General features: G+C 72.4%; 2 protein-coding genes and 1 pseudogene. All 3 read left to right on the forward strand.

The genetic code is table 11. The features are described from left to right. Window positions 1–3,074: pseudogene (locus IA22_RS38475) on the forward strand (amino acid adenylation domain-containing protein); the annotation flags it as partial. Continuing rightward, a complete protein-coding gene (locus tag IA22_RS0133580; protein WP_014152233.1) occupies window positions 3,071–4,087 on the forward strand; it encodes a threonine ammonia-lyase in 1,017 nt (338 codons plus the stop codon). The pseudogene IA22_RS38475 and the gene IA22_RS0133580, both read left to right, overlap by 4 nt. A 59-nt stretch (window positions 4,088–4,146) precedes the next feature. Continuing rightward, on the forward strand, window positions 4,147–4,443 hold the full coding sequence (locus IA22_RS0133585; protein ID WP_015580238.1) for an acyl carrier protein: 297 nt from the start codon (window positions 4,147–4,149) through the stop codon (window positions 4,441–4,443). The last annotated feature ends 124 nt before the right edge of the window (window positions 4,444–4,567 follow it).

Consider the following 4,567-nt stretch of genomic DNA (forward strand, 5'->3'; position numbering starts at 1 on the left):
GGGCGTGTCGATCGTTCGGTGGGTGGGGTGGAGATCGATGCGGGGGAGGGGCTGACGGAGTCGTCGTCGGTGTTCTTCTCCAGTTGGTCGATCGACGCGCTGGCCAGGACGTTGTCGGCGGACGGTCGTCTGATGGCCTGGATACCCCCACGCCGCATTCCCTTCGCCTCTCGAGCGGGTGGGTGATCCGGAGCTGCGGCGGGGCGCGCTGGAGCCGTTGGAGGTTTTGGAGCGGGGCCGTGAGCGGGTGGAGGCGGCCGGCCGTGACGCCGGTGCTCTGTGCGAGGCGCTCGCCGCGCTGGAGGAGGACTTCACCCGCATCACCGACACCGCGTCCCAGCGCGCCAAGGGCACCCGCACCGCGCCCAACCGCTCGCTGGTCTACTCCGACACCCGGCGCTCCGCCACCGCCCGGCTCAGCACCGCCGTCCTGGACGAGCTGACCCCGCTCTCTTTGTGCCTGACGGCCGTGGGCTGGCTGACCAGCCGGTACGCGGAATCCATGCGCGCCCGGATCCGGGAGAGCTTCGACCGTGTGCGCGGCGACCGCCCCACCACCGATCTCGCCTCGCTCTGGTTCGCCTGCCTGCCGGCCCCGCACGCGGCGTCCATGCCGGAGGCGGACCGGATCGGTGCCGAGCTGCGCGACCGCTGGGCCCGGATCATCGATGCCCCGGAAGGCGCCCGCCGGGTACAGCTGTCCTCGGCGGACATCGCCGACCGGGTACGGGAGGAGTTCGACGGCCCGCGCGACGGCTGGTCGCTCTCCCGCTACGTCAGCCCCGACGTACTGATCATGGCCAAGGACGCCGCCTCGGTCGAACGGGGCGACTTCGAACTCGTCCTGGGCGAACTGCACATCGCCATGAACACCGTCGCCGCCTCGCTCTTCGTCAACCAGCATCCGGCCGTCGAGGAGCTGATCGCCGAGACCGACCGCGACTTCCCCGGGCCCCGGCTGATGCCGATGCTGCCCAAGGAGCTGCCGCTGAAGTGGTCGGCACGCAGCCGCCCCGCCCTGGACCGCCCGGAGGACTACTTCGTGGCCGTCGCCGAACACACCAGCGACCCGCACCGGGACCGCACCGTGCTCAGCGCCGAGGTCACCGTGACCGACCGCGACGGCCGGCTCACGGCCGTCCTGCCGGACGGCAGCGAGTTCGACGTACTGGACGTCTTCAGCCACGCCCTCACCAACCGCGTGATGGACCGCTTCGCCCTCCGCATCGACGCGGATCATGTGCCTCGGGTGGCGGTGGACAAGCTGGTGGTGAGCCGGGAGTCGTGGCGGTTCACGGGTGGGGATCTGGAGTTCGCGGAGGAGAATGTTCGTGGTGTCGCCGACCGAGCCGCGTCCGTTCTATGTGGACTTCGATGCCCCGGTGTACGTGAACATTCTCGCCAAGGCCGCCCGGCGGCTGGCGCGGAAGGATCCTCAGGCCAAGCTCACCGTCACCGAGATGCTGCCGAGTCCGGAACACGCCTGGCTCACCGACGACCAGGGCAACGCCTACACCTCCGAACTCCGCTTCGTCGCCGTCGACCAGGCCCACGCTGTGCGTACGCCGGAGGCCACCGCTCTGCGCGCCCCCGGTCGCACCATCAGCTACCGCGGGCTCGACGCCTGGATCGACAGGCTGGCCCACGTCCTGACCGACCGGGGAATAGTGCGCGAGCGGGTCTGCGCCATCGCCCTGGAACCGGGGCCGGAGAGCGTGGTCGCGGTGGCGGCGGTACTCCGGGCCGGAGGTGCCTTCCTCACCCTGGACGTGACACAGCCGCCGGCCCGGCTGGCCGCCATGGTCCGCAGCGGCGGCGCCACGGCCCTGCTCACCCGGGGCACGGTGCGAGGGCACGCGGGGCTGATGGCCCAGGGAACGGTGATCGACCTCGACGAGCTGGGCGAACCGGACAGCTGGGACGGCTCCCACCGCGTGCGAGCCGCCGGAACGCCCGCCGTGCGGCCGGAGGTCTCCGGGCGGCAGCTGGCGTACGTCAGCCACACCTCCGGCTCGACCGGCACCCCCAACGCCGTCCTGATCGAGCGCGCGGGCCTCGACTCGTATCTCCACTTCGTCGCCCGCGACTACGGTCTCGGCCCGCACACCGTGGCACTCCAGGTCGCCCCCCTCGGCTACGACGCCTCCATCCGCGACACCTTCGCCCCGCTGGTCGCCGGGGGCACCGTGGTCCTGGCGGAACGGAGCACCCTGCTGCGAGCCGACAGCTTCGCGGAGATCCTGCGGCGCGAGGGCGTCGACACCCTGCTCAGCGTCACCCCGTCCTTTCTCACCTTCCTCGCCCAGCAGGACCGGGCCGAGGAGCGCCTCGGCGGACTGCGCACGGTCGTGGCCAGCGGTGAGTCACTGCTGCCGTTCCTCAGCTCCGGTTCCCGCCGGCTGCTGCCCGGCAGCCTGGTCAACCAGTACGGCCCCACCGAGTGCACCATGACCGCGACCCGCTACGCGGTCCCTCCCGAACCGGACACCACCACGGACCTGATCGGGACCGCCATCGACGGGATGACGGTCACCCTGACCGGCCCCGACGGACGGGAGACGCCCCCGGGGGAGGTCGGCGAGATCACTCTCGGCGGCATCGGTGTGGCACGCGGCTACAGAGGGCGGCCCGAGCTCACCGCCGACCGCTTCCGGCCGGACCCCGGTGGGCCGCCGGGCGCCCGCGCCTACGGCACCGGGGACCTGGCGCGGGTGGGACAGGACGGCGTACTGGAGTATCTGGGCCGCTCCGACCGGCAGGTGAAGATCCGGGGCTACCGGGTCGACCCGGCCGAGATCGAAGGCGTACTGCTCAGCCACCCCCGGGTGACCGGGGCCGTGGTCACCGCCGAACCGGACGAGCGGGGAAAGACGTTCCTGCAAGCCCATGTCACCGGCTCGCTCGACGCGGTCACCAACGCGGAGCTGCGCAGACATCTGGCAAGGACTCTGCCGCCCCACATGATGCCGCGCGGTTTCCAGCGCATCGAGCGGCTGCCCACCACCCGCACGGGGAAGACCGACCGGGCCGCCCTGCTGGCCCGCGCCCCGCAGAGCGCGGGCCGGACGCCATGACCGCCGCCGGAACCCGCCTCGGCCCGGCCGACGTGCGGGCGGCGGCCGTACGGATCCGCGGACCCGTACGGCGTACGCCGCTGCTGGCCGCCGACGCCTTGCCCGCACTGTTCGGACCCGGACAGCGCGGACTGCTGCTCAAGGCCGAACACCTTCAACACGGAGGCTCCTTCAAGGCGCGTGGCGCCGCCAACGCCATGCTCGGCCAGGACAGTGTCACCGTGGTCGCGGGGTCCTCCGGCAACCACGGCATCGCGGTGGCCGCGCTCGCCCGCCGGATCGGCGCCGAGGCCACCGTCGTGATGGCCGCCGGAGCGGGCCGGGCCAAGGCCGACGCCATCCGCCGGCTGGGCGCCCGGGTGCTCACGGTCGACGGCGGCGTCGCCGCACGCGACCAGCGCGCCCGGGAACTGGCGGAGGACACCGGCGCCCTGCTGGTGCCCTCCTCCGACGACGAACTGGTCGTCGCGGGCCAGGGCACCGTCGTCCTGGAGATCCTGGAGGAGGCGCCCGACATCGATCTGCTCTTCGTCCCGGTCGGCGGCGGAGGGCTGCTGGCGGGCAGCTGCCTCGCGGCAGCCCTGGCCGCGCGCCCGCCGCGCGTCATCGGCGTGGAGCCCCGGCAGGCGTGCCGCTACGCCGTATCGCTCGAGGCCGGGAGCCCGGTGGAGGTGCCCGCCTCGCAGACCGTCGCCGACGGACTGCGCGGCCAGCGGCCCGGCGAGATCACCTTTCCCATCATCCAGCGGCGGGTCGACGAACTGGTCGCAGTCGAGGACGGGGAGATCCTCCGGGCCATGGAGCTGCTGCACCGGGCCGGCCTGCCCGCCGAACCGAGCGGCAGTGTCGCCCTGGCCGGCGCGCTCCGGCGCGGCTTCCACGGACGCACGGCCGTGGTCGTCTCCGGCGGCAACTCGCCCTCCGCCCTGGCCGCCATGGGAGTGGGCGGCGCCGCGGAGGCGGGACCTGCGGCCCCGCCGTCCCCCGTACCACCGCTGTCCGTCCTGCAGTGACGCGCGCTCCCCTCACCACCGCTTCTTCTTCACCTTCCTCTTCGTTCAAAGGAGTCATCATGACCGTTCAGGACCAGACCGTCGCGTGGGATCGGCGGAGCACCGCCGGGCTGACCGAACTGATCACCGGCCTCTACCAGGAGGCACTGAGCAACGAAGGACTCGACGAGAAGGCGGACTTCTTCGAGTCCGGCGGTGACTCGCTGACGGCGTTCCAGATCACCGGCCGCATCCAGGAGGCGCTGGGCACCGAGATCGCGGTCGCCCTCGTCTTCGCCTACCCCACCCCCGAGGAACTCGCGGAGATCGTCGCCGAGGAGCTCGCGGACACCCCGGCGGGCGTGGCCCATGAGTGACGACGGCGCTCCGCTGCTGGGCCGCCGTTGGCGGTTGTGGGAGCAGTTCTCGTTGCGTGGGCCGGGTTTTCCGGTGGGGGGTGTGCTGGATCTGGCTCCGGTGGATCTGTCGGTGTATGCGGAC

Origin of the sequence: Kitasatospora papulosa, assembly GCF_000717245.1 — a bacterium.
Classification (GTDB): domain Bacteria; phylum Actinomycetota; class Actinomycetes; order Streptomycetales; family Streptomycetaceae; genus Streptomyces; species Streptomyces papulosus.

Coding starts and splice junctions, on each gene's coding strand:
- IA22_RS0133580 (WP_014152233.1), top strand. CDS start 3,071: ATGACCGCCGCCGGAACCCGCCTCGGCCCGGCCGACGTGCGGGCGGCG.
- IA22_RS0133585 (WP_015580238.1), top strand. CDS start 4,147: ATGACCGTTCAGGACCAGACCGTCGCGTGGGATCGGCGGAGCACCGCC.